Genomic DNA, 26,406 nt, shown 5'->3' on the forward strand with positions numbered 1-26,406 from the left:
AGTCGTTACGCACTAGCAATACTGACTGGGATAATCATACTCTGATACGCTATCTGTAGCGGAAATATTTCCGTGCAGAAAAACACAATTTTTTGTTTGACAAATTGTTTAGCTATCTACCCAACACCCATCAGGATAACCTTCTATTGGGCAAGGCTTAAGCAATACTGCACTGGCTTCAATCTGCTGTTGTTCTGTTGTTAATAAACAATCTTTAGATAACTGATTTTGATCAGTTACAATATTTTGTAATTTATTTAAATCCAGTTGATAACTAATTTTCAGAACTTCTGACTGTGATATACCGTATTTTTGCAATACTTTGCTGAGTTGAGAGTTATTTAAGACTTCTAGTAGTTCCTTTTGAATGTCGCTTTGTAGTTGTTTTAAGGTTTGAGAATCTAGCACTGTTTCCTGTAAGTTTTGAGAACTCATAACTATTGTTAATCCTTGTTAGCTATGTAGATGTGGTAGTTCAAGAAATAGGACTTAGGCAATTGTCATCATCAAAGTTGCGTGTAGTCTCGTATAGGGTGCGTCAGAAGCGATAATTGGCTAAAAATAACAGATTTTAAATATCTGACGCACCCTACTAATGTGCCAGTTGCGTAAGTCCTAAGAAAGTTGGAATCATAAATTTTTGCACCCCTGATATTTACAGGGATTGAAAACAGTTGAAGTCCTCAATTTACCTCAACTTCACCTAATTATTGCTACAGCTTGGTTACTTACTATTACGCAATTCGTTACAAAACTTTACATACTTTCTAGGCTAGACTCTAACAGTCAAAGGGAACAGGGAGGAAAAATCTGTTCCCTGTTCCCTGTTCCCTGTTCCCTGTTCCCTGTTCCCTGTTCCCTGTTCCCTGTTTCCTGTTCCCCGTTAATTTTTAATACCTGTCGTAGCAATACCTCTGATAAACTGACGCTGACCGATGAGAAACAACACCATAACTGGCACAGTGGCAATTGTCACCGCCGCCATCATCAAAGGCCAATTATTGGTAAACTGTTCCTGAAACTCAGCCAAAGCTAGCTGTACTGTTCTTAATTCTGGTCGAGTGGTAAATACCAAGGGCTTAAATAAGTCATTCCATTCGCCGATGAATGTAAATAAAAACAGCGTCACCAAGGCAGGGCGGGCTAGAGGTAACATGACTCGCCACAAAATTTGTAGTCGGTTCGCGCCATCAATAGCTGCGGCTTCTTCCAACTCTACGGGAATTGTTTGGAAATATTGACGTAAGAGAAAAATTCCAAACCCGTTAACGGCAGTGGGTAAAATTAAGGCTGCGTAAGTATTAATCAGGTGTCCCCACTTCAGTACCAAAAAGATGGGAATTACCAATAACTGAAACGGAATCACCAAAGTGGCTAAGACTACCAACAACAGTGCTTGTCTACCGCGAAATTTCAGCCGCGCCAAAGCGTAACCCGCCAGTGCTGAAGTAATAATCTGAAATGCCGTCACAGCGATCGCCACCAAGGTAGAATTAGCAAATGCTAACAAAAACTTACCTCTTTGCCACGCATCGCGGTAATTAGCTAAAGACCAATTATCTTTGGGCAAAAGTTCTATGTTGGCTCCCGGAGGTGCAAAGGAAGTGAGAAAGACTACAAACAGTGGTGACAGCACAATCACCGCCCCCAGTATTAGTCCTCCTAGGCTGAAAACATCGGCAGATTTGAGACTCCAGTTTGGTTTAGCCATGAGTTAAATCACTAAGTTTATGGGGTGTAGGGAGTGAAGGCAACAGAGGAGAAAAATCCCATGTCCAATGCTCTAAGCCCATTTTCAACCATTTGCTGCGTCGAAGTGGGAAAATTTGAAGTAAGACCTATTGATTTGATTAAATTGGTAGAGCTATCACTCCTAGCAAAAGCTAATCTATAACATAGTGACTTGTTAAGTAAAATTAAACAACAGTGAGCATTACCCTAAATTCAAGGGGTAAGTCCAACATCGTATCAAATAATTCAGTTTACAGGAGTAAACATAACTATGCAGCAGATGACAGCCGATTTAGAAATTGATTTCCACAGCGAAAAATACAAAGATGGCTATAGCCGGATTAATGCCATCGTGATTGAAGGCGAACAAGAAGCTTATGAAAATTACATTAAACTAGCTGAACTGCTGCCAGAACACAAAGATGAACTGATTCGGCTCTCAAAAATGGAAAATCGCCACAAGAAAGGATTTGAAGCTTGTGGACGCAATCTGAAAGTAGAACCAGATATGCAGTTCGCTAAAGAATTTTTTGCTGATTTACATGGCAATTTCCAAAAAGCAGCAGCTGAAGGCAAGGTTGTGACTTGTCTGTTAATTCAGTCTTTGATCATCGAATGTTTTGCGATCGCAGCATACAACATCTACATCCCCGTAGCCGATGAATTCGCTCGCAAAATCACCGAAGGAGTCGTCAAAGATGAATACAGTCACCTCAACTTTGGCGAAGTTTGGCTAAAAGAACACTTTGCTACCTCCAAAGCTGAATTAGAAGCAGCCAATCGCCAAAATTTGCCCATAGTTTGGCAAATGTTAAACAAAGTAGCAGCAGATGCCGCAACTTTGGCGATGGAAAAAGAAGCCCTAGTAGAAGATTTTATGATTCAGTACGGAGAAGCCCTAAGCAATATCGGCTTCTCGACTGGGGAAATCATGCGCTTATCAGCCTACGGACTTAGAGCAGCTTAAACCTTGCTTGTAGGGGTAACTGACTTTGTTGCCCCTGAGACATCTTACGCTTTGTATAGTATTTTTAAGAGTTAGGTATTGTCTCTTACCCACAAACCCCACGCTTTTAGCAAAGCACACGCCTAAGAATATATCACTAATGTTTGGTCTAATTGGACATTTGACGAGCCTAGAACACGCTCAAGCGGTCGCCCAAGAATTGGGATACCCAGAATACGCCGATCAAGGGCTAGATTTTTGGTGTAGCGCGCCACCGCAAATTGTTGATCACATTAAAGTTACCAGTATCACTGGGGAGACAATTGAAGGCAAGTATGTAGAATCTTGCTTCTTACCTGAAATGCTGGCAAATCGTCGGATTAAAGCCGCAACACGGAAAATTCTCAACGCTATGGCTCATGCTCAAAAGCATGGCATCAATATCACAGCTTTAGGTGGGTTCTCCTCGATCATTTTTGAAAATTTTAACTTGGAGCAGTTTCGACAAGTTCGTAACATTCAACTAGATTTTGAACGCTTCACTACAGGTAACACTCACACAGCCTATATTATCTGTCGGCAGATAGAAGGCGCATCACAACAACTAGGAATAGAACTTTCCCAAGCGACAGTAGCGATATGTGGGGCTACTGGTGATATTGGCAGTGCAGTGACTCGTTGGCTAGATGCGAGAACCGATGTTAAAGAACTGTTGCTGATAGCCCGTAACCAAGAACGCCTCCAGCAATTACAAGCAGAATTGGGACGGGGAAAAATCATGGCTTTGGATGAAGCCTTACCCCAAGCTGATATTGTAGTTTGGGTGGCGAGTATGCCCAAAGGTGTGGAAATTGACCCGACAACCTTGAAGAAACCTTGTCTGTTGATTGATGGCGGCTATCCCAAAAATTTAGCCACTAAATTACAGCATTCGGGTGTGTATGTTCTCAACGGTGGTATTGTTGAGCATTCTTTAGATATTGACTGGAAAATCATGGAAATCGTCAATATGGAAGTGCCAGCACGCCAGTTATTTGCTTGTTTTGCTGAATCGATGCTGCTGGAATTTGAGAAGTTATACACGAACTTTTCTTGGGGGCGTAATCAGATTACCGTAGACAAAATGGAGCAGATTGGTCAAGCATCGGTAAAACACGGGTTTAGACCACTGTTGGTTTAGGGACGAGGGACTGGGGACAAATTAATTCACCCATAGCCTACGGCTAGGCTTACGCCAGCGTAGGGAAGGCTTACGCCTAAAAAATTCCAAATTCTTGCATTAAATGCCCCAGTACCCAATCCCCAGTACCCAATCCCCAATCCCCAATACCCAATCCCTAACTATGGCTACAACTGAGCGTAAACCACTACTTTTAGATTTTGAAAAGCCTTTAGCTGAATTGACAAACCGAATTGAGCAAATTCGGCAATTGGCAGACGAGAACGGTGTTGATGTTTCTGGTGAGATTCGCAAGCTAGAAGCACGCGCCATGCAATTGCGGGAGGAGATTTTTAGTACCTTATCGCCGGCTCAACGCCTGCAAGTTGCTCGTCATCCCCGTCGCCCCAGTACCCTAGATTATATTCAGACTATTACTGATGACTGGATGGAATTACATGGCGATCGCTCTGGTAGTGATGATCCAGCTTTGATTGGTGGCGTGGCGCGTTTAGGTGGGCAACCGGTGGTGATGTTGGGTCATCAAAAAGGACGCGATACTAAAGATAATATCGCTCGTAATTTCGGCATGGCTACCCCTGGCGGCTATCGCAAGGCGATGCGGCTGATGGAACACGCCAATAAGTTTAGTATGCCGATTTTAACGTTTATCGATACACCGGGAGCTTTGCCGACGGTAGCCGCAGAACGTCAAGGTGCCGGGGAAGCGATCGCCTATAACCTACGGGAAATGTTCTCTCTGGATGTACCCATTATCAGCACCGTCATCGGTGAAGGTGGTTCTGGTGGTGCTTTGGGTATTGGTGTCGGCGATCGCCTATTAATGTTTGAACACGCCGTTTATACCGTTGCTACCCCCGAAGCCTGTGCCGCTATTTTGTGGAAAGACGCAAGCAAAGCTCCCCAAGCCGCCGTCGCCCTGAAAATTGTCTCCCACGACTTGAAAAACTTGGGTATTATTGACCAGATTCTCCCCGAACCTATTGGTGGCGCGCATACTGACCCGCTTCAAGCCGCTAACACCCTTAAACAAGCACTCTTAGACAATTTAGATGAACTCAATCGTTTAACATCTCCAGAACGGCGGCAACTGCGTTACGAAAAATTCCGTAAAATCGGCGTGTTTACAGAAATCGCCCATTAATCAGCCTGAGAATTTGATACATTAACTCACAAGCAATGTTATAATGCCTATGGTTCTTAAAGATTTTTAACAATCTTTTCAGCCATAGGCATTGATGTCTGGAACCCAGGGATTTCCCAAGCGTAAATTATCCATCTTGTAAGGTGGGCAGACTACCCGCCCAAAATATGGGACAGGTGGAGACACCCATCCCACAAAAAAATTCGGAGGTTGTTTATTTGTCAGTGGCAAATCCACTCCAGTAGATGAGTGTCATACCAATTTCAAATTCCTAATACCCTAAAGCTGTGTCTAGAAAATGAATAATTGGCTGTGAGTCAATGGTTTGAGTTCTCAAGACAACATTTGTTATCCTGTATAAAAATAATTGAAGAGGACGCTAATAATAACAGATAACATTATCATTTTTCCAGGAAAAACCGGGGAAATTAAGATTAATTTAAGATTTGTGTCATCTAAAATAACACCTAAGATTTTCATAATTGGGTGGTCAAGCCTGGCAAACCTGCCAACAAATTGGGAGAGAGGATGAGTTTGGAGCAGAAACGACGCGCTCTAATTACTGGGGCGAGTAGTGGAATTGGAAAAGCAACGGCCTTAGCCTTTGCACAAGCAGGAATAGATATTGCTTTAGTGAGCCGTTCTCTAGATAAGTTAGAGACTGTAGCAGAAGCAACCAAACATACTGGAGTTACAGCCAAAGTGTATGCTGTAGACTTAGCTGAGGTATCGCAAGTACAAACAAAAATGCAAGCGATCGCCGATGATTTTGGAGAGATAGATATCCTCGTAAATAATGCCGGTATAGGATACACAAACACTCTCAGTCAAACCACTTTAGAAGACTGGCAGCAAGTGATCAATTTAAACCTGACTAGCGTCTTTGAGTGTATTAAAGGTATTTTGCCGGGAATGCGCGCTAGAGGTAATGGCACAATCATCAATGTCGCCTCCATCGCTGCCAAACAAGCTTTTCCTAACTGGGGAGCCTATTGTGTGAGTAAAGCTGGTTTACTAGCCCTTGCTCAAACTTTGGCGCAAGAAGAACGCCCTCAAGGTATTCGTGTCACAACGATTTGTCCTGGTGCAGTCAACACTGAACTGTGGGACACAGAAACCGTTGATGCTGACTTTGACCGTTCCCAAATGCTCACCCCAGAAATTGTGGCCCAGTCAATTCTTCATACTGCTTTATTACCACCACAAGCAGTGATTAACGAATTGATTCTCATGCCCAGCGCAGGTGCGCTTTAATTAGTCCTTTGTTGGTCATTTGTTTATTACAACCCATGACCAATGACTAATGACTCACAACTCACGATAAACCATAACCAAGTATTGATATCATGACTATTGCTAGTTCCAACGGTTCCAATCGCGCTCAGTCTCCTTTGATTCCCGATTTGGCAGAAGCCATCAACACCAGACCAGACCGCAACACCCACGATGGCAAGCAACCCGATTTGCATCAGCCTTCAGAGGAACAGATGGCGCAAATGATGGAGGCCGTGAGAGCAATATTAGTAGGTGTAGGAGAAGACCCAGAACGGGAAGGTCTATTGAAGACACCCAAGCGAGTTGCAGAAGCAATGCGGTTTTTGACCAGTGGCTACAACCAATCGTTAGAAGAACTCATCAATGGAGCCGTGTTTGATGAAGGGCATAACGAGATGGTATTAGTCCGGGATATTAACTTCTTTAGCCTGTGCGAACACCACATGTTACCCTTCATGGGTAGAGCGCACGTTGCTTACATTCCTAACCAGAAGGTTGTGGGACTAAGTAAACTAGCCCGTATTGTCGAGATGTATTCCCGTCGCTTGCAAGTCCAAGAAAGGCTGACTCGCCAAGTTGCCGAAGCCATTCAAACCATCTTAGAACCGCAAGGTGTAGCAGTAGTCATGGAAGCCACCCATATGTGCATGGTGATGCGGGGTGTGCAGAAACCCGGCTCTTGGACTGTCACCAGTGCAATGGTTGGCATATTCCAAGAAGACCAAAAAACCCGCGAAGAATTCTTGAACTTGATTCGTCATCAAGCAGCATTCTTTTAGGGAATCGGGAATCGGGAATGGGGACTGGGAACTGATATGAGTATTCTCCCAGGCTCCCCCTGTTTTCCCTGTCATAGTTGTATAATTTGCATCTTTCACTTTTCTGTATCTGTCGTCTCCGCAATTCATCATTACCGCATAGCGATCGCTGATATCTTGCACCATTCTCAGTAAGCTCCAGGCGATGCACAGCCAAGAACCTAAAACTAAGGCTTTGAGCAACTTGCAAGCAACGCCCACCCTCCAAAAATTATCATCAAGGAACAGGTGCAAGATGTGTGTTAAGCAGGTATCTTGAAATTTTATACTCATATTCAGAAATATCTAATTCCCAATTCTGCTGTTTCACGCTATACTAATTTTTAGTGTTTCCACAGATACGAACTACATATTACGATCAGTGTAGTCAGCTAAATATCCAATTTACTTAAATTCCCTACTGTTGCCGATGAGATTTATTCATCGTGGTTGACAGCAGCACCATAGCTTATATGTAAATTATTTTCATACCTAAATTCAGCAACTCTAATTTCCCTATTATCACAGTGGCTATGACTCAGATAAATCGTTTAATGAACGTAGTATCCTCTGAGGTAATGCTATGGGAAATTGTACTGTAATAATTGTACGTGCTGCTTTTAGAGAAATTCAAAAGCTTTCTTACGTCTATTTTCAAGATGTAGCAGAAATCCTCACACAAATGAGTGAATGTAATCTTGGAGAATATCGAAAACTAGAAGGCTATGAAAATTTATGGAGAACAAAAAGAAAAGATGTTAGAGTCATTTGGGAAAGGTTGAACTCAAATGTATTTTTAATAATTAAAGCAGGTTTAAGAAAAAATGTTTATAAAAACATAATTGAAAACAGGGATAGAAATCAACCGCTAACATTAGCTGATGTATTGGAAATAGATGAAAGGAAAGTAGAAGATATTCCTACATATAAATGGCACAATTATCAATCTGACTCTTGGTACGAATTTGTTTATGGCGGCTATTTATATTCTCCAGTTTTGACGAATGAACAGAAAAGAATTTTTGCTGAACTACAAACAAGCTCGTCTAAAATATCATCAAATTTTACCAATATCAATAGCCTTTTAATACAAAGTGCGCCAGGTACAGGCAAGACTGTATGTGCTGCTTTAATTGCTTGTGAACTTTATCGCGATAATTGGAATATTGTTCTGATACTTCCTGCTAATTTATGTGATGATATTAGGAAATTTACAGAAATCAAGAAAATTATAGCTGAAGAACCGAAAAATTTCTTTATAGGAACTTTTACTGAATGGCTTTCTCAATCTGCACCTGATATATACCAAAAAATTGCCACAACATCAGAAGAATTATCTGCTCTACAAGCAGAAGCACGTCGAAGAGTTCATGATATTCCCCGTTCTCAATATATTGGATATCGAGAATTAATTTTATATAGAAGCTTTGTAATCAACAGGCATAAATCTAACCAATCTAAGCATCCAATTTATTATGAAAATGAATCTTTAATAAACCAATTAAAAACCATTAATGAGAATAACCGAATTTCTCAACTGGCAGGCAAGAGAAATTGGATAGAGGGAGTATATCTAATTACCGAAAATGCTCATAATTTCCCAAATGCAAATAGAACGATTTTTATATTTGATGAAGCCCAAGATTATCTCATAGATGAACTGTGGGCTATCATCAAAATGCTGGAGAGATGGCAAACAGAATATTACCATACTTCTGTGCTTTGTTTATTAGGTGATATGAATCAAAGAATTCAACCTGTAAACTTCGACTGGGGACAGTTACAATTAAATAAAAGAAAATGTTTACAATACAATTATCGCAACACTAAATTTATCTTAAAATTTGCTAATACTTTTCATAGGTTTGCACAAAAAGCAAATTCAGGAAGAAAAAGATTACCTGAAATCAGCAATCCTGAAAATACTTTTGAGGTTGGTGAACCTGTAAGACTTTTAGAATGCAATTCTCAGGCGGAAGCACTAGAAATTTTGGAAATTCTGAGTAAAAAATTTCTATATATCTCATCTTTAGAGCAGCGTTCTCTTCTTAGGCGTGTCTCTAGTCGAGTGAAAATAATTTATAAGAATGTTCCAGAAAATTATAAAAATCTTCCTGGCTTAGACTATTTAAATGTTCAACAAGCTAAAGGTAGAGAATTTGATGTTTGTGTAGCTTTTTGTGTCTTTAATGGTCAGGGATTACCGACATTTGAAGAAGCAAATAATTGGTACACAATTTTCACTAGACCTCGTTATAGATTATTGATAATTGCAATTACTGATGAAATCGAGAGAATTGGAAGATTACATTTTCAGGAATGTCAATGTTCCACATCCCAAAATTTAGAAGCTCTGGATTGGATTATTGAATGGGCGAATGGAGAAAACTTATTTCTAGATATAGACGTTGTATGTGATTTTATTTATGAAGGTTTGAAAAGCCATCCCTTGCAAATTTCCTGGGATACTTATGCTGCATTGAGACTAGCAAGAGTTGATTTAAAAAAACTTGCAGAAATCGAAAATAATGCTATAAGAATTATCCAGAGTCAGCCTAATCATCTGATACATGAGGAATTGTTAAAAGCTGATAACATTCTCAGCTTAGTTGATAAAATTCCTCTTAAATGCCTACTGTTACGGGCTTTAGGTAATTATTGGCAAGCCATCAAAGAAGCTGCACCACTAAAAGATATAGATTTTCAAGAATATCAGAATTTAATCTTAAGGATTGCAGATGAACTTGAAAATAAAGGAATGTTGTATGAAGCTGCACGAGTACGTACCAAGATAGGAATAGAAATGCCTGAACATTTTCCATTTAGACAGGAAATATCAAACCAAGATGGTTCTTTAGTATCCTTACTTTGTCAGGCAGCTATAGATAAACTTTATTATAAAGAGATAAATCATGGATAAAAGCTACTCTACAGATTTACAAGTTGCTGAAGACTTGGAAAATTTAGTAAACATTATCAATAAATCTATAGAGAGTGCGGAAAGGACTTTAAAAAAAGCTCAGGAAATAGATGAAGTTAAGGAATTAATTGCCGAAATTCATTCTAGTCGGGAAGCACTCCTAAAAGTTGAAGAATCTATCAAACAGATTGAAGCTACCGCCAACATTCTGTTGACACAATCACAAAGTATTCAGGTAAATTTAGAAGAGACAATAGCCAAATCTTCTCAAAATGTTGATTATATACAGAAATTTTTACAAGAAATTAATTCTATTGGAGGTTTAGAAAAAATTGGAATTTTGCTGCAAGAAATGCAGAATACACGCTTAAATTTAAAACAATCAGAACAACAGTTATTAAATACACAGGAAAATTTAGTTGCAATCAAAGGATTGGAAGATTATCTTAATAACTTTCAAAGTATTCGCAATCGGAGACAGCTTTGGCAATTTCTGACAAGAGAATTGGGATTTCTAGGAGTGATTGTCTACTTACTCAGCTTAATTACTCCCAGTCGAAAAAAGTAATCAGGACTTACGTAACTGGTATCAGACTATAGCTCGTAGTAGGGGCGGGTTGATAAACAATTCCGTATATCTACAGATTTACTCTTTTAACCCGCCCCTACTTTAGTCCTATTATTTGACAAACTGGGGCATAATTTCGGCGGCTGTAAATATGCCGTGAATGCCTCGTTGATGCAATTGCATACCAGCTTTAAGATAACCAAAAGCGGGGCCGCACACATTAGCAGCCATGCTGGTTTCATCACCTAAAGTGAAGGTATGGGTGGAGATTTTACCCTCAAAAGTGCGTCCTGTAACTTTAACATTGGTGCTGAGGGGTTTTTTCGGGTTGCGGGTATCAACTACACCGCCAACAGTCACGCGATCGCGCTCTACAATCCCGGCTAACTCTAGCATGATATCATCGGCGTGTTCCATATTTTTCAAGGTCAGCACACCGTTAGTTTTATCTAGTAAAGCTTCTACCTCTGCGTCAGTCATTGCCCGTGCAGCTTCTACTGTATAACCAGGGATATGACCAATATCTTCTCGCACAGTGGCGCGGTAAGCTTCCCAATTGGCAATTCCCACGCCAAAAGTAATTTCTACTTGATGAATTTCCGCGTAGCTTTGGGCAGCTAAGGCGGCGGCGGCGGTTAACAGTCCGGGGGTAGCACCACATCCTGTCATGTAGGTAATTCCTGCTGCTTGCAGTTCATCTTTCATCGTAATTAGTTGTTCTACAGCACTGGTGCGTTTAATCGCATCCACCAGCACACCACGCCAACCAGATTTAATAAACTGCCGCGCTACGGAAGGGATAAAGTCATTGGGTAGGTTGGGTAAAGCGAGAAAATACCCGTCTACAGGTTGGCTACTGTCGATTAAATCTTGAATACTGTTGTTAGTTAAATTACCGACTGGTTCTAAATAACCTATTGAACCTTGAGACTGGTAGACAGCAATGCAATCTTTAAAGTTTAAACCTTCAGCTGCGTAAGCGTAACCTTTTTGGTCTGCCACGGCTACCAAGTTCATTTCTCGTTTACCTGCAAGTAGCTTGGCGGCTGCTTGTCCGAGTCCACCGAAACCCAAGACTCCTACACGTATAGCTGGCGTAATATTTGCTGTACTCATAGTCAATTACTGAAGTTGAATCTCCAGCTTTGAGGATGCACTATCTCAGTTTGTCACTGATGGCGATCGCTCAATGCTATAAAGGTTAATTATGCTGCATTATATTGGTTTCTTCTCCTACCAAATTGGTTTTTTCACCAGAAATTCTTTCTCAGTCATAGGCTTGAGCTAATTTTGACAGTTGATGTATGTCGGATAATTAGTGGATAATCAATTGCCACAATCGAGTAAACGCCAAACAGATGCACCACGCCGACAAAAAAAGCGCTCTCAAATTTTTAGACTTGTTTTGTGGAATTGGCGGGTTTCGTGTTGCGGCTGAAATGGTTTGCCAACAACTTAATCTTCAACCCGTCTGCGTTTTTTCCAGTGATATAGATCCTGACGCTCAAAAAGCTTATGCAGCAAACTTTAGCGAGAAGCCCGCAGGCGACATTACCCAGATAGACGCTCAACACATCCCTGAACATGATATTTTGTTCGCTGGGTTTCCCTGCCAACCCTTCAGTATATGCGGAGACATGAAAGGCTTTGATGATATACGTGGGACTCTATTTTTTGAAATAGCCCGTATATTGCAAGCAAAACAGCCTCAAGCCTTTATCCTTGAGAATGTCAAACAGTTAAGAGGGCATAATCAAGGGCAAACACTCAGAGTAATCATGGATACTCTTAGTAGCTTAGGGTACTACGCCGACTATCGGATTCTCAACGCGCTTGATTTTGGTGTGCCACAGAAGCGCGAACGTATTTTTATTGTAGGCTTCCGCAACCGAGTTGATTTCATTTGGCCTGAAGGTGGTGTTCCGATGAAGCCACTGTCAGAAGTTCTGGAAGATAAAGTACCTGATTTTTATTACGCTTCCGAAAAAATTAGGAATAGTCGTCTAGAAAAACGAAAGGGAAAGCAGCAATATAGCGAAATAACTATCTGGCATGAAAATAAAGGCGGTAATATTAGTGCATATCCCTATTCTTGCGCCTTGAGAGCAGGAGCATCTTACAATTACCTGTTAGTCAATGGCGAAAGAAGACTAACAGAACGGGAAATGTTACGACTTCAAGGTTTCCCTGATTCTTACAAAATAGTTGGCAGTTATCAAGCTGTGAGAAAACAAGCCGGTAATGCTGTGGCTGTTCCTTGTGTTGCGGCTGTTATCTGTTTGGTTATAGATGCAATGGCAAAAACTGTTATTGAATCTCAGAAGTTGTGTACAGTCTAGAGCGATCGCCTATCATTTACAATAAAAATGTCGCTATAGCCAATGTCACTAGGATAGAAAAAATGAACTTTGAACAACTCAGTGGCAAAACAATAGAAATATCAGACATTACAGGCTGGGACAAAAACGGACAAAAATTTTTAGTATCAAAAATTAGATCCAGAGACATTGCAGAAGATATTAAATCAAAAGTAGAAGATATTCTCAAGTTTGAGTATGAGCATAATGGAATCATCATCCCTTATGGTATGACTGCTACTCCTCAAACCATTAACATTTTTAAATGGGATGGTAAAAAGTTAGAAACTATCTATACTTTTCCAACTCATGAAGTTATGTCTGAGTACGATTCAGAGTTTGCAAACAAGAGGATTTCTGAATTTTATTTAGAGACATTAGTTGAGAGTTGGTTAAGAGATTTAGCATACCACTGGAAAACAGATAATCCCCCGAAAGCACAAGAGTTAGATTTTTTAGCCAACCTAGCGGATGCAGCGTAATTAAAGGGATGATATCTAGTGGTAATACTTTATATTGAAACTAATTTTTTTAGGCGATCGCATCCCCCAATTTCTTTACACACCCTAATTCAATTTCAGAAATCTTTTAATTTTTTGACACCATTTCCCTAATAAAGATTTAGGCGCAGATTTATACTTAATCCGGGAACCATAAGCCGTTTTTGGGATTTTACCCTCTAACTGTGCGGCTTTATTTAAATCTGATGTGGCTCTATATTCATAACCTAATTGTGAGCAAACAAACCCACGGGATTTATAAGCAGCAGCATAGCGAGGGTTGAGCCTAATTGCTTGGGTGAAATAATCCAGTGCTTGTTGATATTCTCCTTTAGCGACACTCTCCACACCGTAATTATAGAAAGTTTCTGCATCCCAACGATTGACGGTTACTTGTGGAGAATTTTGTTGCACAGATGCAGCAGACTTGACAACAGGCGGATTTTGTGATTTTAGGAGATTATAAGCGGCGTTGATTTGTTTAATTTTTGTCTCTGCTTGTTGTTTCTGCTGGGGATTAGTAAAGCGATCGGGATGCCAAATTTTCACGAGTTGGCGGTAAGCTAGTTTGATCTCTATCTGCGATGCACCAGCTTTTAACCCTAGAATTTCATAAGCATGATTGATGTCAAAGCGATCGCGCATACTGAGAATAAGCTATATATAGATATATGTTAACTATTCCAGTAAACCGTCAACAATCAACTCAAACGCCCCATAGCGGCTACCATTGGGATGGTAGTAGTCGCCGTTTCTTTGAAGGCTGGTATTATCGTGTCACTTTACCCGACTGTGGTCAAACTTTCGCCTTCATGTATTCCATCGAAGATCCTATTGGTGGAAAACCCCATAGTGGCGGTGCGGCTCAAGTCCTCGGTGCGGATGATCAATATGTCTATCGCACTTTTCCCGATGTAACTAAATTTTGGGCTAGTCGAGATGTTTTAGCTTTAGGTCATTGGGGTAAAACTCACCTCAACACTCCACCAATGTACCTTTCCCCCACAGAGTTTACACGCCACATAAAAGAAGGTTATCAAGCCACAGCCAACTTGAACCAAGGTTTTATTCAAGATCCTGCCACTGGTTTTTATTGTCGTTGGGAGTATGAAATTCAGCCTGTATATGGCTGGGGTAATCAAAATAGTATCCAGCAATCAACGGCTGGCTGGCTGTCGTTTTTACAAATCTTTGAACCGGGATGGCAGATTTTGATGGCGCACGGTTTAGCTAGTGGTTGGATTGACTGGAACGGTAAAATTTATCAATTCCAGAATGCGCCAGCTTACGGTGAAAAAAACTGGGGTGGTGCTTTCCCGCAAAAATGGTTTTGGCTCAATTGTAATAGTTTTGACGGTGAACCGGATTTGGCCTTAACTGCTGGCGGTGGTAGACGTGGTGTGTTGTGGTGGATGGAATCTGTGGCGATGGTTGGCTTGCATTATCAAGGTAAGTTTTATGAATTCGTTCCCTGGAATGCAAAAGTTACATGGGATATTCAGCCTTGGGGTAGATGGCAAATGAAAGCCAGAAATTTAGAGTATGAGGTTGAATTAACCGGAACTACCCATCTACCCGGTACACCTCTACGTGCGCCGACAGTCAACGGTTTACAATTCTGTTGTCGGGACACTATGCAAGGCAAGCTGAGTTTAGAGTTGCGGCAAATAAGGGGTAAAAACCCTCTAGTCATTCTCACAGCAGACAGTTATCTTTGTGGGTTAGAAATTGGTGGCGGTGATTGGAACAATTCCTGGCAGTCTAGCTAAAACTACTGCTATCATAATAGGTGCTTCGTAGTTGGGGCTGTAGCTCAGCTGGATAGAGCGAGCGCCTCCTAAGCGCTAGGTCGCCGGTTCGAATCTGGCCAGTCCCGTTATCAACCACTCATTCACTCAAAGTATAGCGATGGCGCAAGCCCCACCCTAGGTGATCGCTATGCCGTTCTCTGGCAAAATTACTCAATATTTGCAAAAACACGCTAATACGCATTTAATTCTGTATTAATTAAATATGCAAATATCTATTTGGGTGAATTTGCCCGTTGAACATTGTTATTTTTCGGATTATTAGAAAAAATTATTTCCACAATCAACGAAGTTATAGAGCCTTGAAGAATAATCTATTGTTTAAAGGTAAGTCATTTCAGTTTGTGGTTCTGTTTATACCACTACTAATGTTTTTGGGATACCAAGAAGCCAAAAACAATGACAAACAACCCGAAGCAATCATAGTGTTAGGCGGTTCTACCAAACACCTAGAAAGAGAAAAGTTTACAGCTAAATTTGCTAGTCAGCATCCAAATTTACCTATTTTAATTTCTGGCGGTAGTCCGCCTACATTTACCAGACGGGTTTTTGCCAAAGCTGGCATTAATTCCCGGCGATTACATTTAGATTATGAAGCGGTAGATACAGTAACAAATTTTACCACTTTAGTAGATGATTTACAAGCTCGCAATATAAAGAGTGTGTATTTAATTACCTCAGATTACCACATGCGCCGCGCCCGTGTAATTGGTGAGATAGTCTTGGGTAGTCGGGGAATTGGCTTTAAACCCATATCAGTACCTTCAGAAAACCCACCGGAACCGATTCAAAAATCAGTCCGAGATGGAGCTAGAGCCTTGTTATGGGTAGCAACTGGTTACACAGGCGCGGATAAGAAAAAACACGGACAGTAGAGGATGAGGGAGACAAATCAATTCAAAATTCAAAATACCCTACGGGAAGGCAAGCCTACAAAATTCAAAATAGTTAACAGTTGACTGTTGACGGTTGACTGTTGACTGGGAAAATATCATCTTATATGCCCAGTCCCCAATCTCCAGTCCCCAATCCCCAATCCCCACTCCCTGTTTTCACATCAAGCGGCGATTTCTTGCACTAGAACATAAGGCTGAAGGATGAGAGTGTTAAAACGCTTTTGGCGATCGCTATTCCATTCTCCCATTTGGGTAACTGAAGGTTTAGTGAGTAATTGCTCATTTATCCATTGTTCCACTGATGAGGTGTTATCAGAGGCGATCGCTTCTCCCACAGCCAATAAATCTAAGTCTTGTGACACCACAATCACCGCATCTCGTTGCACATGAGGAATTAACCATTCCCACTCTGCTTCATCCAAGGTTTCTCTTAATTCTTCTCTTAAATCTGACATGATTTTTTGTTTTTGTGTGTATATCTTGATTTTACAGTAATTAGCTAAGGGGAATGGGGAATGGAGAGTAGCGGACACAGAGGAAATGCCGAAAAAAACTAATAACTAATAACTAATGACTAATGACTAATGACTAATAACTAATATCTAAACCTCTGATTTCATTGCATTAATTTCAAACAAAGAAACAATTACTCCTGTAATGGGAATTGAAATAAAAACCCCTAATAATCCTGCGACTCTTGCACCTACTAATAAAGCAAAAAATACCACTACCGGATTTAGATTGAGTGTCCCTTGCATCACACGGGGAGCAATTATATTGTCTTGGATTTGCTGGAGAACTATGCAAGCTGCTAAGACTCTTAATGCTAACCAAACATTTTGAGATAACACAATTAAAGTAATGGTGCTGATGCCTAAAGTAGCTCCTATCCCTGGAATAATATCCAATATTCCCACTATTAAAGATAATAATAAAGCAAAAGGTACTTTAAATAATATAAAGACAATAAAAGTTGATGTAGTTAGAAATAAAGTTAATAATAATTGACCTCGAAAAAAGCCTAAAAAATTCCGGCGAATCACCTTAGTAAATTTACCACGATGCTGTTTTGGTACGATTCTGAGAATAAAATTCCACAGTTTTTCGCCGTCCAGTAGCATAAAAAAGGCGACAACCGCAATTATTATAAATGTAATAAAATTAGTCAAAATTTGTTGCACAATGGCTAAACTTGTGACTAAAGTTGATACAGCTTGATTGCGTAACTGTTCTTGAATTACGCTTAAATCTATTTGTAAATTCCGGTTACGTAAAATTTCTTCAACTCTTTCTAAAAAAGGAATTAAAGAAGCCAAAAAATTAGAGATACTATCAATTAACTGTTGTCCTTGAGATAAGACTGCTAGACCGACTGTGATAAATAACCCAGACAGGAGAAAAATACTAATCAGGAAAACTACAACAACGGCTATACCTTTAGGTACAAACCGCCGTAACCATTTGACAGGGTAGCTGAGTAAAAAAGCCAAAATTGTGGCGAAGGTAAAAATAATTATTAAGGTTTGAAAATAGGCTAAAAGTTGAATAATAGTCCAGCCAACGGCAACTAAGAGCAGAAAGCGGACTAAGACCCAATTATTTAAGCGATTCCACAGGTTTTTGGCTTCAAAGCCACTCATAGATGATTGAGATAAGTTGAGCAACTGACTTTGAATTTACAAAAACCAACAGGCGATCGCTACTTTCTTAAAGCATATTTTCTAGATATTTTCACTAACGCCCTAAATCGTGCATCTCATTAATCACTGCGGCGCACTTTTGCGTCACCGTCTCCAATTCCTCTTTATTGGTTGAACTAGGAGTAGGAATTAACTGACCGATTCTCACAGTCAGGGGAACTGCACGAGGTAGGGGTGAACCTTTTTGTAAAATCTGCTCTGAACCCCACAAACATACAGGTAATATCGGTGCTTTAGCCTTAGCGGCTAACAAAGCTGCACCCCTTTTCGGATCTTGAATCCGACCATCTGGGGTACGAGTACCTTCTAAAAACACACCCACAGCCCAGCCATTATCAAGATACTCTAGGGCGGCGCGGATAGCATTGCGATCGGCACTTCCCCGACTGACTGGGTAAGCACCATACAATTTAATCGCCTGTGCCAACACTGGAACATTAAATAATTCTTCTTTAGCCATGTACGCCACAGGGCGACGCACACAATTAGAAACAATCGGCGGATCAAAGTAGCTAGCATGATTACTCACAACTACCAAGGGGCCAGATTGGGGGACATTTTCCACACCGTAAATCAGTCCCCGAAAATAAGCGTGAAGCATGGGACTGACAACTGACCACTTAAAAGCGTGGTAGAGTGCCAGACTAATAAACGGTTCGCGGCTTCGAGACATAAGGGATTGGGGGTTGGGCATGGGGCATGGGGCATTGGGCATGGGGTATTGGGCATGGGGCATGGGGCATTGGGCATTGAATTTTACTCTCTGCTTCTCTGCTTTCCCAGTCCCCAGTACCCAGTACCCAGTCCCTAGTCCCTAATTTGGTAATTCCGCAACCTTGCGGACGTTTTCTAAAATTAAATCAGGTGTGGTGCGTTTAATCAAACCTGTGAGGACGTTACCAGGGCCGATTTCTACTACTTTCTCAATGCTGTTGGCTGGTAGTTGTAAAGCAATTTCTCGCCAGCGTACTGAACCAGTCATCTGTTGACTGAGACGTTGCTTTAAAATTTCGGCATCAACGGCGGGAACTGGTTCAACGTTAGATAATACTGGTACTGTGGCAGACTGAAACTCTACAGTGTCGAGAACTTCTTGAAACTCCCTAGCAGCAGCAGCCATAAAGTGTGAGTGAAATGCACCGGAAACTTTCAGGGGAATGGCACGTTTAGCTTTCACTTCAGACATAACTGTTTGTACTGCCTCTGGAGTGCCAGAGATAACTACCTGTGCTGGGCTGTTGTCATTTGCTAACACTACATCAGGAGTTGTGGCAATCACTGTTTCTAATTGTTCGCGCTCAAAGTTCATCAAAGCTGCCATCATCCCCCCGGCAGCATTATCCATCAGTTCAGCGCGTCGCTTGACTAGCTGTAATCCCACTGACCACTCGAACACACCCGCAACGTAGAGAGCAATATATTCTCCTAAACTGTGACCTGCAACTAAATCAGGCTGGTGTCCTTTTTCTCGAATTAGGTCGGCGAGGATACTCTCAACCACATAAAGACAGGGCTGAGTGTAGAGTGTTTGGGATAATTTTTCTTCTTGGTTTTGGCAGATGTCTGTTACCGACCAGCCTAAGATGCTTTCAGCTTGGGCAAACTTGTCTTTGGCAGCAGGTATATCTAATAAGTCGGTTCCCATTCCTAATGCTTGAGAACCTTGTCCGGGAAACACCCATGCAGTTTTAGTCATTGGTCAATCGCTTCGCTCAAATTCAAAATTAAAAATGCAAAATTCAAAATGAAGAATCCAATTTTTGAATTTTGCATTTTGTAGGCGCAGCCTTCCCGCAGGGTATTTTGAATTGTTTATCGTCCCCATTGGAAAATTGCTGCGCCCCAGGTTAAACCTGCTCCAAAGCCGGAGGCGGCGATAATGTCGTTGGTTTTGATGTTACCTTGCCGCACGGCTTCATCTAAAGCGATGGGAATGGAGGCGGCGGAGGTGTTACCGTAGTTAGCAAGATTACTGATAACTTTGTCATTAGGAATCTTGAGGCGTTGGGCAACTGCGTCAAGGATGCGCTGATTCGCTTGATGTAGTAGCAGCCAGTCGATTTGGTCAACGGTGAGGTTGGCGGCAAATAAGGCTTTATCAATGATTTCTGGGACTTTTTGGGCGGCAAATCGATAAACTTCTTTACCGTTCATGGTGATGGGTTGATAAGTGCCTTGAGTAACGTTTACGCCTGGGATGATTTCTTGAGAAGTGCCTTGATAGCCGAGGTTGAGGTAGTGGTTTTGAGTCCCGTCACTTTTGAGGGCAAATCCTAGTAAGCGATCGCTTGTATTTGCCTGTAAGACAACTGCCCCAGCACCATCGCCAAACAATACGCAAGTGCGTCTGTCTTGCCAATCTACCCAACGAGAGAGGATATCTGCCCCGATTAATAGTACATTGCGGTATGCGCCTGTTTTAATGTATTGGGCGGCTGTGACTAGCCCAAACACAAAGCCAGAACAAGCGGCTGTCAGGTCAAAGGCTACTGCTTGGGTAGCACCTAACGCTGCTTGAACTTTACACGCACTACCAAATAAATCATCTGGGGTGGAAGTTGCCAGCAAGATTAAATCTATATCGGCTGGTGTAATTCCGGCGGAGGCGATCGCTTGAAGGCTGGCAGATGTCGCTAACCCACTCAAGGAATCTGTGGGATTGGCTAAACGTCGCTGACGAATTCCGGTTCTGGTAGTAATCCACTCATCAGAGGTGTCTACCAGTTCCGTCAGTTGTTGATTGTGAAGGGAAGTTGTGGGTACTGCCGAACCACTTCCTGTAATTGCTATACCTAAATTTTGCACTCCTAATCTCCCAAGCTATCAGCTGTTAGTCATTAGTCATCAGTCATTAGTCATTAGTCTTTAACTGCTAACCAATGACTTGTTACTAGCTGTCATTACTAGTTTTTTGGCTGATTGCTAACTACTCTCACTCTGTAGCATCTCATATCGGGATTGCAATTGTTGCATGACCTGATTATCTACAGCTTCTTTTGCCATGCGAATGGCGTTAAAAACTGAAGGTGCTTGAGAACTACCATGACCAATCAAACACACACCTGACACACCTAACAGCAACGCGCCGCCATGTTCGGCGTGATCCATACGTTGCTTAATGCGCTTCAGGTTTGGTCTTAAAATCGCTGACCCAATTTGACCGTGCAAACCTTGGGGTAATTCTTCCCGCAAAATTTGTAAAATCACGCCGCCAACCGCTTCGGCAAATTTGAGTAAGATGTTGCCCACAAAGCCATCGCAGACAATCACATCAAATTCACCAGACAGAACATCTCGTCCTTCCGCATTGCCTAGAAAGGCAATATGGGGATTAACTCGTAACAGTTCGTGAGTACGTAGGGCTAACTCATTACCTTTAGTATCTTCTTCGCCAATGTTCAACAAACCCACCTTGGGTTCATTTGTACCGAGAACATACTGACTATAAATCGAACCGATGACGGCGAACTGTTCTAAAAACTTAGGACGACAATCTACGTTTGCGCCCACATCCAGAATGAGAACTGGCTTACCTGCTTTGACGGTGGGAAAAACTGTCCCAATTGCCGGACGGTCAACCCCTGGCAATCTTCCCAAGCGAAGTAGGGCTGATGCCATTGCTGCCCCCGAATGACCAGCAGAAAATACCGCATCTGCCTGTTGTTGCTTAACTAAATCCATCGCCACATTAATAGAAGCCTTGCGTTTGCGTCTCACCGCATTCAAAGGCTCCTCATCCATTGCGATCGCATCCTCAGCCGGAATGATTTCCACTCCTGCCACATTAGTTTTTGGGGGCAAGGCAGCTTTAATTTGTTGGGGATCACCCACCAATAAAACTTTCACACCTAATTCTTCACTGGCTCGCACCGCGCCAGTAACGATTTCACCGGGAGCGTTATCCCCTCCCATTGCGTCAATTGCTATCCGCACGCCAGTCGATCCCATTGCTCAGTGCTTTTTAGAAACCTTACAAATTTTACCAGATGCCTTTGCTAAAAAATCTTAACTTTCCATCTGCCGATTACTGTTGTGATTTTTGCAACAAGTTCTCACGGTAAACCCACGATAACACGAAATATTGGGGATTGGGGATTGGGGATTGGGGCATCAATCAATTCAAAATTCAAAATTCAAAATTCAAAATTGAAAGAATTCTAAGGAAAAAATTTCCCCCTGCCCTTAAGAGGCTCCCTCATCCCCCTCATCTCCCTCATCCCCCCTGCTCTCCAGTCCCTTCCAGTACCTAGTCCCCAGTACCTAGTACCCAATCAACTAGGGTTCTGACACCGAAACCAGTGGCACCAGAGCCGTTATAACCACTGTCTTTGTCTGCCCAAACTGGCCCGGCTATATCTAGGTGCGCCCAAGCTGTGTCTTTGACAAACTGTTTGAGGAACAAGGCGGCGGTAATCGAACCACCAGCACGCGGCCCGGTGTTTTTCATGTCCGCAATCCCAGATTTGAGTCCCTCAAAATATTTGTCTTCCATTGGCAGCCGCCAAATTTTCTCACCTGAACTGTCGGCAGCTTGTTCTAGTTGTGCTGCTAAACCATCATCAGGAGTAAATAAGCCAGCAATATCATCTCCCAAGGCAACCACACAAGCCCCGGTAAGGGTGGCTAAATCAACAACGGCATCTAATTCTAATTTGTCGGCAAAAACTAAGGCATCTGCTAGGGTTAAACGACCTTCAGCGTCGGTGTTATTGACTTCAATGGTTTTGCCATTGGATGCGGTGAGGATGTCTCCTGGGTGCATGGCGTGGCCGCTAATCATGTTTTCTGTCACAGCCGAAATAAAATGCACTTCCACATCTGGCTTGAGTTGACCTATGGCTTTGGCAGCACCTAATGTAGCGGCTGCGCCTCCCATATCGATTTTCATGGTTTCAATACCGCTACCCGCACCTTTGATGTTGAGTCCACCAGAATCAAAGGTTAAGCCTTTGCCAATAATGCCTAGTTTACGCTTGGCTGTACCTTGGGGTTTATATGTCAGGTGGATGAATTTTGGCGGCAAATCAGAAGCTTGGGCTACTCCCAAAAAAGCACCCATGCCTAATTTTTCACAGTCTGCTTTTTCCAAAATCTCGATTTGCAAACCGTGTTCTTGGGCAATTTGTTGGGCTGTTTCTGCCATTGTAATCGGGGTGACGGCGTTGGCTGGGGCTGCTACTAACTCTCTAGCCAAGATTACCCCAGAGACGATTTGATTGGCTTTGGTAATTGCTGGTTCTTGTCCGGCGAATCCTAAAAACTCGATGGTTTCGACTTGTGCGCCTTTGTCTTCTGATTCTGATTTAAAGCGATTGTCTTTGTAAAGGGCTAGTTGCACACCTTCAGCTAGTGCTTGCACAGATGCAGATGGGTCATTGTTCCATAAAGGAAAACTACAGCCTAAAACTTTGGTTTTTTGTTTTTTGGCAACTTTCCCGACTGTCGCTGCCGCTTGTCTGAGGGTGTCTAGTTTGAGGGTATCGGGTTTTCCTAAACCTACTAAAATCACTTTTTTGATGGGGCTAGCACCTGTGACGCGAGTAAAGATGCTGCTGTTGGCTTTGCCTTTAAATTCTTCTTCTGCAATGACTTCTTTTAAAATGCCGGCAAACTTCTCATCTAAAGTTGCCAGTTCCCCTGTTAACTCTACTGCTTCTTCAAATAATGCGATCGCTAGCGTATCGCCAGCCCACTCTAGCAGAGGTTTGTCACTCAGTTGAATTGCCATTTTTGGATTTCGCGTAAATATTCCTTCTTGTACAAGTATTGCTCAAAATTTTCCGAGTGAGGGATTGGGGACTGGGGATTGGGGATTGGGGACTGGGGACTGGGGACTGGGGAGATGAGGGAGAAATTCTTTCTCAGTCAACCGTCAAAAATTAACAATTAACAATTAACAATCACCAATTTTGAATTTTGAATTTTGAATTGAGTTATGCCCCATGCCCAATCTCTAATGACTCATGACCTTTTGACACTCTCCGCCCTAAAAGTGCGGAGATTCTTGGGCTGAATCCTGCCTCCACCAACGATGTTGATTTTGGTCTTACAGTTTCATGTCTAGTCCGAAACATATCTCTCGATATACCCCACTTAAGGACTACTCCCCAAGCGTAAATTTGGGTATGCCCTACCCTATTTAATTGCTTTTCGACCTTACAGTTTGGACTTATTTTTACACCATTGACTGTTAGGCATTTTGAGATCACGGAGTAGGACGTTTTACCTGTTTCCTCCCTGCGGGACGCTACGCGAACATCGTTCTCACGGTCTACAACCTACTGCTAGTATACCAGAAAGCCGTCGTAGAACGACGGGGTTTTCAACCCAAATTTTCGATAATTGAAACAGTTAAAGCAGCGATTGCGTTCTCTCGGTGTTGATCCTGAGCAACGCTAATAACTATTGACTGTTGTCTTGATTTTGATTTAAGTCAATATCAAATTTGTTAGCGATCGCTCTGATAATTTCTTGCTCTACTGCTGTGGTTTGCTTGTCTATTTGAGCAATTCTCTGACATTGTGCTAATAAGGGTACGGCAAAATCAGGATCTAGTTGATTAAGTAGTTGCTCTAAGGGTGGGGGTGATTTGATGTTTTTGGCGATCGCTGATAATGAAGTTTCACTCAGGTTAGCGGCTTTGAGTTCTGGTAATATTTGTTGCCAAGTTTTTTCCGGGTGACTCGCTAAAATAACATGGACTAATATCTGATCCATGACGGCTTGTTGCGCGATCGCCGTTTCTAAATATTGTTCACTCTCGGCTTTTAATTTCGCCAGCGTTTCCGGTGATTCTACGGACACTGATTCGTCTAGTTTGGCTTCATAAAACCGACAAGCCGCATACCCTAAAGAATAACTCATTGTAGCATTGGCACTGGCGGCGATCGCTGCCCCAGCAAAGGGGACATTTCGCAACCAAACTAATCCGGCGGCTTTTAACAGCCGATTCCCACCTAAACCCAACCCAAAAATCGTCAATAGTTCCCCTTTACGTGCTGGATCTTGTAAGTCTAGTCCATACACCCCGGCAATTTGATACAGCATTTCTGTCTGCAATTTCATGGTTGCAGCTAAGTCTACTGCTAGCAACGCAACTGCTACTCCTGGCAAAATACTACTTGCTAACCCAATTCCACCGGCTTTAGTGGCTTTTTCCATCATGATGCGGTGAGCAATTTGTTGAGGTGATTCTTGGGGGTATTTCTGCTTGAGTTTGTTAACTGCAATTTCCACTTTTGCTAAATCAACATCCTCACTCGCACCGATCAGCCAGTTGAGATTTAAAAACCCAGATATTCTTCTAATTAACCAATTTTGCCCAATCTTATTGATAACTTGTCCTGTGATTTTAGTTGCTTGCCCAAATAAATTATATGTAGTTTGTGCTGTTGCTGTCCCTACTACCACTGCTGTATCTACAACTGTTTTTCCAGTATTAACAGCAGTTTCAGCCAAAGTATCTATTAGAGACGTTTGATTTTTATCTGCTTCAGTTTTTTGAGTTTCAGGTGAATTAACTGATGGGTTGATATTTGTGTTTTTATATGGGGATTCTTCAGACATTTTGGATAATTATCCTCATTACAGCCTCTCTTTTTCGGTTGTAATGAAAAATTTACCCGCTTGACATCTTCCAACCAGTGCAAATTATTTTTGCATGGGATGAAAAATTACAGCAGGTTACAGATTAACTTACTATCAAAGTATCTTTTGATGCAGTTTATGCTCTTGTAGTTCTAGGAAGTTATGAGCCTGAAGAATTTGGTAGAGGTTCACATCGTTCTCTAGTAAGCAAGCGTGTCCGCTTTCAGGTAGAATAACGGTTTTGGCGTTGGGGATGATATTCGCTATACGTTTGACTTCGGTGACGGAAGGTAAGAGGCGATCGCCAGCACCAGCAATTAACAAGACTGTTTGTTTCAGAGAACTCAACTTTTCTTCATCAACGCTAAACTCTCTTAACAAAGATATCCGCCAATTCACTGTCTCTGGTGGTACAGAACGCATTGTTTTCAGCAATTCATATCTAATACTGCGAGAAATTCGCGGCAAAGATGCCAAGAATGGTAATAAACCCAGTGCGCCAATCTCGTAAGCACATTCTGGAACTATATCCATCAGTTGAGATGTCCAATTTAACCAAGGCCGTAATTTAAAGGCGGATGCTGGGTTAATTAAAATCATCCGTTTAAACAATTGTGGGGCTTGGGTGGCGACTTTCATCGCCAAGCAACCACCAAAGGACTCACCACACAAGTAAACTGATCTCTGGGAACTTTTCTCTAATTCCGCATGGATTAAGTCTAAAACATTACTTGTGAGGATTTCCCAACTCGTGAGGTCTTTCCGTGGTATTGCTAAACAACGAACATCAAAGCCAACTTCTAATCCCGTAGTTTGCGATCGCAATAGTTGACCTGTTCCATCCATTCCAGGCAAATACACAAACAACGGATATTCTGGCTGAATGCGTCTAGGTGTAAGGAAACACGGCTTTAGTTCAACTTCTGGCATTATGGCAAAATAAACGTCAATTTCCTAGTTGTATCGGCTTCAAGCTATGACCATCTCATACTTTGTA

At 41.9% G+C, this 26,406-nt stretch carries 24 protein-coding genes and 1 tRNA gene; 12 read left to right on the forward strand and 13 right to left on the reverse strand.

From position 1 onward, the window contains the following. Window positions 1–108 precede the first annotated feature (108 nt). Entirely contained in the window at window positions 109–435 is a 327-nt protein-coding gene (locus A3775_RS23015) for a hypothetical protein (RefSeq protein WP_066381997.1), read from the reverse strand. Between the two features lie 448 nt (window positions 436–883). Next, window positions 884–1,711 (reverse strand): carbohydrate ABC transporter permease, encoded by an 828-nt coding sequence (locus tag A3775_RS23020; protein ID WP_066381995.1) that lies wholly within the window; start codon window positions 1,709–1,711, stop codon window positions 884–886. 291 nt (window positions 1,712–2,002) lie between these two features. On the opposite strand from A3775_RS23020, the gene A3775_RS23025 reads away from it, so the two are divergent. The 7 genes from A3775_RS23025 (at window position 2,003) to A3775_RS23055 (ending at window position 10,561) form a co-directional block, all read left to right on the forward strand. Continuing rightward, window positions 2,003–2,698, forward strand: coding sequence for an aldehyde oxygenase (deformylating) (locus A3775_RS23025; RefSeq protein ID WP_066381994.1), 696 nt, complete (start codon window positions 2,003–2,005; stop codon window positions 2,696–2,698). A gap of 139 nt (window positions 2,699–2,837) precedes the next feature. Then, on the forward strand, window positions 2,838–3,857 hold the full coding sequence (locus A3775_RS23030) for a long-chain acyl-[acyl-carrier-protein] reductase (protein WP_066381992.1): 1,020 nt from the start codon (window positions 2,838–2,840) through the stop codon (window positions 3,855–3,857). Window positions 3,858–4,020: 163 nt separating this feature from the next. Next, window positions 4,021–5,001, forward strand: a complete 981-nt coding sequence (locus tag A3775_RS23035) for an acetyl-CoA carboxylase carboxyltransferase subunit alpha (protein ID WP_066382363.1) — start codon at window positions 4,021–4,023, stop codon at window positions 4,999–5,001. 528 nt (window positions 5,002–5,529) lie between these two features. Next, window positions 5,530–6,255, forward strand: a complete 726-nt coding sequence (locus A3775_RS23040; protein WP_066381990.1) for an SDR family oxidoreductase — start codon at window positions 5,530–5,532, stop codon at window positions 6,253–6,255. Between the two features lie 92 nt (window positions 6,256–6,347). After that, window positions 6,348–7,055, forward strand: a complete 708-nt coding sequence (gene folE, locus A3775_RS23045; protein WP_066381988.1) for a GTP cyclohydrolase I FolE — start codon at window positions 6,348–6,350, stop codon at window positions 7,053–7,055. A gap of 601 nt (window positions 7,056–7,656) precedes the next feature. Then, window positions 7,657–9,993, forward strand: a complete 2,337-nt coding sequence (locus tag A3775_RS23050; protein WP_066427004.1) for a hypothetical protein — start codon at window positions 7,657–7,659, stop codon at window positions 9,991–9,993. Further along, window positions 9,986–10,561 (forward strand): hypothetical protein, encoded by a 576-nt coding sequence (locus tag A3775_RS23055; protein WP_066381984.1) that lies wholly within the window; start codon window positions 9,986–9,988, stop codon window positions 10,559–10,561. Before A3775_RS23050 ends, A3775_RS23055 begins: the two co-directional genes overlap by 8 nt. 111 nt (window positions 10,562–10,672) lie before the next feature. Here the strand turns inward: A3775_RS23055 and A3775_RS23060 are convergent, their stop codons facing one another. After that, window positions 10,673–11,677, reverse strand: coding sequence for a saccharopine dehydrogenase-like oxidoreductase (locus A3775_RS23060; RefSeq protein ID WP_066381983.1), 1,005 nt, complete (start codon window positions 11,675–11,677; stop codon window positions 10,673–10,675). A 242-nt stretch (window positions 11,678–11,919) separates the two neighbouring features. Between A3775_RS23060 and A3775_RS23065 the strand changes: the two genes are divergently transcribed. Both A3775_RS23065 and A3775_RS23070 read left to right on the forward strand, forming a co-directional pair. Beyond that, window positions 11,920–12,900: a DNA cytosine methyltransferase gene (locus tag A3775_RS23065; RefSeq protein WP_066427006.1), complete on the forward strand. Its 981-nt coding sequence runs from the start codon at window positions 11,920–11,922 to the stop codon at window positions 12,898–12,900. A 62-nt stretch (window positions 12,901–12,962) separates the two neighbouring features. Then, window positions 12,963–13,400: a hypothetical protein gene (locus tag A3775_RS23070; RefSeq protein ID WP_066427053.1), complete on the forward strand. Its 438-nt coding sequence runs from the start codon at window positions 12,963–12,965 to the stop codon at window positions 13,398–13,400. Window positions 13,401–13,484: 84 nt separating this feature from the next. Here the strand turns inward: A3775_RS23070 and A3775_RS23075 are convergent, their stop codons facing one another. After that, complete coding sequence (locus A3775_RS23075) at window positions 13,485–14,063, reverse strand: DnaJ domain-containing protein (protein WP_066381982.1); 579 nt, start codon at window positions 14,061–14,063, stop codon at window positions 13,485–13,487. Between the two features lie 26 nt (window positions 14,064–14,089). Here A3775_RS23075 and A3775_RS23080 point away from each other — a divergent pair, with 26 nt between their 5' ends. The 3 genes from A3775_RS23080 (at window position 14,090) to A3775_RS23090 (ending at window position 16,101) form a co-directional block, all read left to right on the forward strand. Beyond that, complete coding sequence (locus A3775_RS23080; RefSeq protein WP_066427008.1) at window positions 14,090–15,187, forward strand: tocopherol cyclase family protein; 1,098 nt, start codon at window positions 14,090–14,092, stop codon at window positions 15,185–15,187. 33 nt (window positions 15,188–15,220) lie between these two features. Next, window positions 15,221–15,294, forward strand: a tRNA-Arg gene (locus A3775_RS23085). 300 nt (window positions 15,295–15,594) lie between these two features. Next, window positions 15,595–16,101 (forward strand): YdcF family protein, encoded by a 507-nt coding sequence (locus tag A3775_RS23090; protein ID WP_231867069.1) that lies wholly within the window; start codon window positions 15,595–15,597, stop codon window positions 16,099–16,101. Window positions 16,102–16,283: 182 nt separating this feature from the next. On the opposite strand, the gene A3775_RS23095 is transcribed toward A3775_RS23090, so the two are convergent. The 9 genes from A3775_RS23095 to A3775_RS23135 all read right to left on the reverse strand — a co-directional run bounded on the left by A3775_RS23095 (window position 16,284) and on the right by A3775_RS23135 (window position 26,339). Beyond that, window positions 16,284–16,577 carry a DUF2288 domain-containing protein gene (locus A3775_RS23095; RefSeq protein ID WP_066427011.1) on the reverse strand — a complete coding sequence of 98 codons (294 nt, stop codon included), beginning with the start codon at window positions 16,575–16,577 and terminating at the stop codon, window positions 16,284–16,286. Window positions 16,578–16,724: 147 nt separating this feature from the next. Continuing rightward, complete coding sequence (locus A3775_RS23100) at window positions 16,725–17,762, reverse strand: AI-2E family transporter (protein WP_066427013.1); 1,038 nt, start codon at window positions 17,760–17,762, stop codon at window positions 16,725–16,727. A gap of 94 nt (window positions 17,763–17,856) precedes the next feature. After that, the gene (locus A3775_RS23105; protein ID WP_066382358.1) at window positions 17,857–18,495 is read right to left on the reverse strand and encodes a 1-acyl-sn-glycerol-3-phosphate acyltransferase; all 639 of its coding nucleotides are present in this window, start codon (window positions 18,493–18,495) and stop codon (window positions 17,857–17,859) included. A 141-nt stretch (window positions 18,496–18,636) separates the two neighbouring features. Beyond that, the gene (gene fabD / locus A3775_RS23110) at window positions 18,637–19,518 is read right to left on the reverse strand and encodes an ACP S-malonyltransferase (protein ID WP_066381972.1); all 882 of its coding nucleotides are present in this window, start codon (window positions 19,516–19,518) and stop codon (window positions 18,637–18,639) included. A 116-nt stretch (window positions 19,519–19,634) separates the two neighbouring features. After that, the gene (locus A3775_RS23115; protein ID WP_066381970.1) at window positions 19,635–20,627 is read right to left on the reverse strand and encodes a beta-ketoacyl-ACP synthase III; all 993 of its coding nucleotides are present in this window, start codon (window positions 20,625–20,627) and stop codon (window positions 19,635–19,637) included. A 117-nt stretch (window positions 20,628–20,744) separates the two neighbouring features. Then, window positions 20,745–21,770: a phosphate acyltransferase PlsX gene (plsX, locus tag A3775_RS23120; protein ID WP_066381968.1), complete on the reverse strand. Its 1,026-nt coding sequence runs from the start codon at window positions 21,768–21,770 to the stop codon at window positions 20,745–20,747. Window positions 21,771–22,068: 298 nt separating this feature from the next. Beyond that, complete coding sequence (locus A3775_RS23125) at window positions 22,069–23,550, reverse strand: leucyl aminopeptidase (RefSeq protein ID WP_066427015.1); 1,482 nt, start codon at window positions 23,548–23,550, stop codon at window positions 22,069–22,071. A gap of 674 nt (window positions 23,551–24,224) precedes the next feature. Next, window positions 24,225–25,388 (reverse strand): hypothetical protein, encoded by a 1,164-nt coding sequence (locus A3775_RS23130; protein WP_066427018.1) that lies wholly within the window; start codon window positions 25,386–25,388, stop codon window positions 24,225–24,227. A gap of 135 nt (window positions 25,389–25,523) precedes the next feature. Further along, complete coding sequence (locus tag A3775_RS23135) at window positions 25,524–26,339, reverse strand: alpha/beta fold hydrolase (protein ID WP_066381964.1); 816 nt, start codon at window positions 26,337–26,339, stop codon at window positions 25,524–25,526. Window positions 26,340–26,406: the final 67 nt, after the last annotated feature.

The organism is Anabaena sp. 4-3, assembly GCF_001597745.1.
GTDB lineage: Bacteria > Cyanobacteriota > Cyanobacteriia > Cyanobacteriales > Nostocaceae > Trichormus.

Coding starts and splice junctions, on each gene's coding strand:
- A3775_RS23095 (WP_066427011.1), bottom strand. CDS start 16,577: ATGTCAGATTTAAGAGAAGAATTAAGAGAAACCTTGGATGAAGCAGAG.
- A3775_RS23130 (WP_066427018.1), bottom strand. CDS start 25,388: ATGTCTGAAGAATCCCCATATAAAAACACAAATATCAACCCATCAGTT.
- A3775_RS23050 (WP_066427004.1), top strand. CDS start 7,657: ATGGGAAATTGTACTGTAATAATTGTACGTGCTGCTTTTAGAGAAATT.
- folE (WP_066381988.1), top strand. CDS start 6,348: ATGACTATTGCTAGTTCCAACGGTTCCAATCGCGCTCAGTCTCCTTTG.
- A3775_RS23030 (WP_066381992.1), top strand. CDS start 2,838: ATGTTTGGTCTAATTGGACATTTGACGAGCCTAGAACACGCTCAAGCG.
- plsX (WP_066381968.1), bottom strand. CDS start 21,770: ATGGGATCGACTGGCGTGCGGATAGCAATTGACGCAATGGGAGGGGAT.
- A3775_RS23080 (WP_066427008.1), top strand. CDS start 14,090: ATGTTAACTATTCCAGTAAACCGTCAACAATCAACTCAAACGCCCCAT.
- A3775_RS23055 (WP_066381984.1), top strand. CDS start 9,986: ATGGATAAAAGCTACTCTACAGATTTACAAGTTGCTGAAGACTTGGAA.
- A3775_RS23065 (WP_066427006.1), top strand. CDS start 11,920: ATGCACCACGCCGACAAAAAAAGCGCTCTCAAATTTTTAGACTTGTTT.
- A3775_RS23075 (WP_066381982.1), bottom strand. CDS start 14,063: ATGCGCGATCGCTTTGACATCAATCATGCTTATGAAATTCTAGGGTTA.
- A3775_RS23090 (WP_231867069.1), top strand. CDS start 15,595: ATGTTTTTGGGATACCAAGAAGCCAAAAACAATGACAAACAACCCGAA.
- A3775_RS23025 (WP_066381994.1), top strand. CDS start 2,003: ATGCAGCAGATGACAGCCGATTTAGAAATTGATTTCCACAGCGAAAAA.
- A3775_RS23035 (WP_066382363.1), top strand. CDS start 4,021: ATGGCTACAACTGAGCGTAAACCACTACTTTTAGATTTTGAAAAGCCT.
- A3775_RS23125 (WP_066427015.1), bottom strand. CDS start 23,550: ATGGCAATTCAACTGAGTGACAAACCTCTGCTAGAGTGGGCTGGCGAT.
- A3775_RS23020 (WP_066381995.1), bottom strand. CDS start 1,711: ATGGCTAAACCAAACTGGAGTCTCAAATCTGCCGATGTTTTCAGCCTA.
- A3775_RS23060 (WP_066381983.1), bottom strand. CDS start 11,677: ATGAGTACAGCAAATATTACGCCAGCTATACGTGTAGGAGTCTTGGGT.
- fabD (WP_066381972.1), bottom strand. CDS start 19,518: ATGACTAAAACTGCATGGGTGTTTCCCGGACAAGGTTCTCAAGCATTA.
- A3775_RS23100 (WP_066427013.1), bottom strand. CDS start 17,762: ATGAGTGGCTTTGAAGCCAAAAACCTGTGGAATCGCTTAAATAATTGG.
- A3775_RS23105 (WP_066382358.1), bottom strand. CDS start 18,495: ATGTCTCGAAGCCGCGAACCGTTTATTAGTCTGGCACTCTACCACGCT.
- A3775_RS23015 (WP_066381997.1), bottom strand. CDS start 435: ATGAGTTCTCAAAACTTACAGGAAACAGTGCTAGATTCTCAAACCTTA.
- A3775_RS23135 (WP_066381964.1), bottom strand. CDS start 26,339: ATGCCAGAAGTTGAACTAAAGCCGTGTTTCCTTACACCTAGACGCATT.
- A3775_RS23040 (WP_066381990.1), top strand. CDS start 5,530: ATGAGTTTGGAGCAGAAACGACGCGCTCTAATTACTGGGGCGAGTAGT.
- A3775_RS23070 (WP_066427053.1), top strand. CDS start 12,963: ATGAACTTTGAACAACTCAGTGGCAAAACAATAGAAATATCAGACATT.